A 4,013-nucleotide genomic window follows, 5' to 3' on the forward strand; every position below is an offset into this window, starting at 1 on the left:
GCCGATTCGCTACCGCACCCCGAACGCCTGGAAGCCCGGACCCGCAACCTGGCCCGCGCCGGTTCGTTCTTCTCGGATCACCGCATGACCGCCCTCCGCGAGGCGGAGCCGGCGGTGACCGCCCGGATCCAATCGATCTTCGACGACGTCGACGTCGTCCTCACGCCGGGCAACGCGACCGGCCCCTCACGCATCGGCGCCTACCAACGCCGCGGCGCGGTGTGGACGCTGCTGGCGGTGGCGCAGCGGGTGCCCTACCAACAGGTCTGGAACCTGACCGGCCAACCCGCCGCGGCCGTGCCGTGGGATTTCGACGGTGACGGCCTGCCGATCGCCGTGCAGCTGGTGGGCCGCCCCTACGGCGAGGCGACCCTGTTGTCGTTGGCCGCGCAGATCGAATCCGCCCGGCCGTGGGCGCACCGCCGTCCGCCGGTGTCATAACGTCTGCGCCTCATCGATTGCGCCGGCCCCATCGCTCGCCGGGCTTCGCCGCGCTCGCGTTCGACGCGATTTCGCGCCAGGCGGCCAGCTTGGTGTCCGGCGGCACGGCGTGCGCCGGGCTCGTGGACGGCAGCCGCCGGTACTGGACCCGCTCGTCGGCCTGGGCCAGCCTGCGGTAAAGCTCGGCGGCCTTGGCGCCGTTGAAGTACACCCGCGCGATGGCGGGATACCGAGCGTACAGTCCGCGGAAGTCGTTGACCACCAAGCTTTTCGGTTCGATCGCCGAGTCCGCGCTGCCGGAGCGGCGGCATGCGTGCACCACGTCCCAGAGGGCCACACCGGCCGATTGCAGCGCGGCCAGCCGCGTTTCGTAGGGCGCGGCCGGGTCGAAGCCGAACAGCTCTGCGGTGATCGGCCAGAACGCATTTCGCGGATTGGCGTAGTAGTGACCCACCGCCAGGGATTGCACGCTGGGAAACGACCCCAGGATCAGCACGCGGGCGCGCTCGTCGACGACAGGCGGGAATCCCCGCAACAGTGGTGCGCTCATCGCTTCACATCATGGCGCGCGTTGTACGTTGGCGAAGTGGAGGACGACGGTCACAACGGCGCCGGACCGCACATCGAGGATCTGCTCGACGGACTCGAGGGCAGCGCACGCACCGAGCGGGCGGAATTGGTGGAGTGGCTCCTGGAGCAGGGCATCACTCCGGAGGAGATCAGGACGACCAATCCGCCACTGCTGCTGGCGACCCGCCACCTCATCGGTGACGACGGCACCTACGTGTCCACCCGGGAGATCAGCGAGACCCACGGCATCGACCTGGGCCTGCTGCAGCAGGTGCAGCGGGCGATCGGTCTGGCGCGAATCGACGACCCCGACGCCGTCGTCCACATGCGCGCCGACGGTGAAGCCGCCGCCTACGCCCAGCGTTTCGTCGAGCTGGGCCTGGACGCCGAGCAGGTGGTGCTGGTGGTCCGGGTCCTCGCCGAAGGCCTGTCGCGCGCGGCCGAGGTCATGCGCTACACCGCCCTCTCGGCGATCATGCGGCCCGGCGCCACCGAGCTCGAAATCGCGAAGGCCTCGAAGGCGTTGGTGAGCGAGATCGCGCCGCAGCTGGGCCCGATGATCCAGCACATGTTGTTCCTGCAGCTGCGCCACATGATGGAGACCGAGGCGGTCAACGCCGCGGAGCGCGCCGCCGGCCAGCCGCTGCCGGGGGCGCGCGCGATCACCGTCGCGTTCGCCGACCTCGTCGGTTTCACCCGGATCGGCGAGGTGGTTTCCGCGGAGGAATTGGGGCATCTGGCCAACCGGCTCGCGGCGCTGGCCCGAGACGTCACGGTCCCGCCCGTGCGGTTCATCAAGACGATCGGCGACGCGGTGATGTTCGTCTGCCCCGACCCGCTGCCCATGCTCGACGTGGTCTTGAAGCTCGTCGACGCCGTCGACTCGGACAACGATTTCCCGCGGCTGCGGGCGGGCGTGGCCTCCGGCATGGCGGTGAGCCGGGCGGGGGACTGGTTCGGCAGCCCGGTCAACGTCGCCAGCCGGGTCACCAGCGTGGCGCGCCCGGGCACCGTGCTCGCGGCGGATTCGGTCTGGGAGACGGTCGGTGACACCGGCGAGTTCAACGGCTCGTTCGCCGGTGCGCGCCGCCTCAAAGGCATCAAGAACGAGGTGAAGCTGTTCCGGATTCGTCGCGGCGACGGATCCAACGGCGACGACTGATATGGGAATGCTGCCGGAATGCTGCCGACATGGGCAGGCCCGGACGACACTAGGGGGCGTTTGACTCCGTCATGCGCGGGTCCTACGCGGCCGGTTTTCTACCCTGACTTCCGGCGCTTGGAATTGGTCGTTTCCGGGCCTGCTTCGCTACCAAAAATACAACTTTGATCAGCCCATATCAACGGTTTTTGGGCAGTCGGATCGGGGCTTGGCGCGGGGCCGCGTCGTGGCGACGGGTTCGCCGGGGGCGAACACGGTTCCCTTGCACGTGCAACGATGTAATCATGTAATTATGAAATCGCACCACACGCACGGCCGGCGCTACGGCCGCCCCGGCGGCTGGCAGCAGGCCCAGCAACCCGACGCCAGCGACGCCGCCGAATGGTTCGCCGGACGCCTGCCCGAGAGCTGGTTCGACGGCGATCCGACGGTCGTCGTCGACCGCGAAGAGATCACCGTCATCGGACGGCTGCCTGAGCTCGAGGGCTCGGAGAAGGAAGAAAGCGAGGCCCGCGCCGAAGGACGCGCGTCGCGGTTCCGCGAGGAAACCCGTTCGGAGCGAATGCGCATCGCCGACGAGGCGCAGGATCGCTATGGCCGCAAGGTTTCCTGGGGCGTCGAGGTCGGGTCGAAATCCGGCTCGGAGCGAATCCTGTTCACTCACATCGCGGTACCGGTGATGACGCGCTTGAAGCAACCGGAACGGCAAGTGCTCGACACGCTGGTCGACGCCGGCGTCGCCCGGTCGCGTGCCGACGCCCTCGCCTGGTCGGTCAAGCTGGTCGGCGAACACGCCGAAGAATGGCTTGCCAAGCTACGCAACGCCATGTCGGCCGTCGACGACTTGCGCGCCGAAGGGCCGGACCTCCAGTCGTAGGCGAAAAGCGCGCTGCGCCTTGGGTTTAGGGCTCGCTACCCGTTGTCGACTTTCGCGACGATCTTGTCGACGATCTGGGTGCCCTGATCGCTGATGTGGTATCCGCAGGCGTTGACGTCGACGACGACGTTGTTGGCCGCGCTCATCGCGCGCTGGCACTCCCAGCCGTCGGCGCCCTCCTGGGTGTCCAGCACCGCGATCTTCGGCGGGTCGCCCTGAATCTGGGCGAACGTCCACCGATACGTCTTGCCCTTGTTCGTCACGGTCACCGTCTTGCCCGCGCACCCCTTCCACTTTCCCGCCGAGGTCTCCAGGAAAGCCTTCGCCTTGTCGGCGGACGGGAACAGGACAACGGCCTGATTGACCCAATGGTCGTAGTTGTCTCCCGGCTCCGACGACACCAGCCCGCTCACCGCTGAGTAACCGGTGCCCGAGTACACCGGGCTCTGGGTGGTGTACAGCGCGCCCTGGCAGTCGGGCTGCGACACCGTCAGCGACGAGGTGTCCATCGACTGAATGGGCTTGCCGGGCTCCATGGTTGACGATCCCATGACGGAGTTGACGTCCGAGGCGCCGAGCAGAAGCGCGCTGAGGCGCTCGGCGGGTATCGGGTCGGGTGCCGGCGCCGGCTTGGGTCGCACGAGAAACCAGATGCCCACGGCACTGGCGGCGACGACGACGACCAGTGCGGCGACCCCGACCAAGACCACGCCGCGACCATCTTGCGCCGTAGCCAAGAAGCCACCCTGCCCGGCACCGTCACGCTCGGCCCGCAGCCCACGCTCGCGGACACGGCGATGGCGCCGCCACCGACCCCGGCCGCGAGCACGCCGCCGCCCAATCCCCCGCCCGGCTCCACCCCGGTGCCCGCGCAGGGCGCCCCGGCCTGGCGTAGCGGTCGGCGGGTTTCTTGGCCATCCCGCGGGCGATCACCGCATCGAAAGCCTTGGGAATCGCGGACCG

The 4,013-nt window shown here is 68.8% G+C and carries 4 protein-coding genes and 1 pseudogene; 3 read left to right on the plus strand and 2 right to left on the minus strand.

The window, feature by feature from the left end; all coding sequences use genetic code 11:
• On the plus strand, positions 1-441 hold a 441-nt coding region (locus A9X03_RS20050; protein WP_255396741.1), incomplete at its 5' end, for an amidase family protein.
• Between the two features lie 10 nt (positions 442-451).
• Here A9X03_RS20050 and A9X03_RS20055 read toward each other — a convergent pair.
• Entirely contained in the window at positions 452-991 is a 540-nt protein-coding gene (locus tag A9X03_RS20055) for a DNA-deoxyinosine glycosylase (protein WP_068015081.1), read from the minus strand.
• A gap of 36 nt (positions 992-1,027) precedes the next feature.
• Here A9X03_RS20055 and A9X03_RS20060 point away from each other — a divergent pair, with 36 nt between their 5' ends.
• Positions 1,028-2,173, plus strand: coding sequence for an adenylate/guanylate cyclase domain-containing protein (locus A9X03_RS20060; RefSeq protein ID WP_156670166.1), 1,146 nt, complete (start codon positions 1,028-1,030; stop codon positions 2,171-2,173).
• Between the two features lie 292 nt (positions 2,174-2,465).
• Entirely contained in the window at positions 2,466-3,050 is a 585-nt protein-coding gene (locus A9X03_RS20065) for a hypothetical protein (RefSeq protein ID WP_067785157.1), read from the plus strand.
• A 35-nt stretch (positions 3,051-3,085) separates the two neighbouring features.
• On the opposite strand, the pseudogene A9X03_RS20070 reads toward A9X03_RS20065, so the two are convergent.
• A pseudogene (locus A9X03_RS20070) lies at positions 3,086-4,013 on the minus strand (sensor domain-containing protein); the annotation flags it as partial.

The organism is Mycobacterium sp. E1715 (assembly GCF_001667625.1).
GTDB lineage: Bacteria > Actinomycetota > Actinomycetes > Mycobacteriales > Mycobacteriaceae > Mycobacterium.

Bases quoted from the DNA above. Each gene is read 5' to 3' on its own strand.
- A9X03_RS20055 (WP_068015081.1), bottom strand. From the start codon at position 991: ATGAGCGCACCACTGTTGCGGGGATTCCCGCCTGTCGTCGACGAGCGC.
- A9X03_RS20065 (WP_067785157.1), top strand. From the start codon at position 2,466: ATGAAATCGCACCACACGCACGGCCGGCGCTACGGCCGCCCCGGCGGC.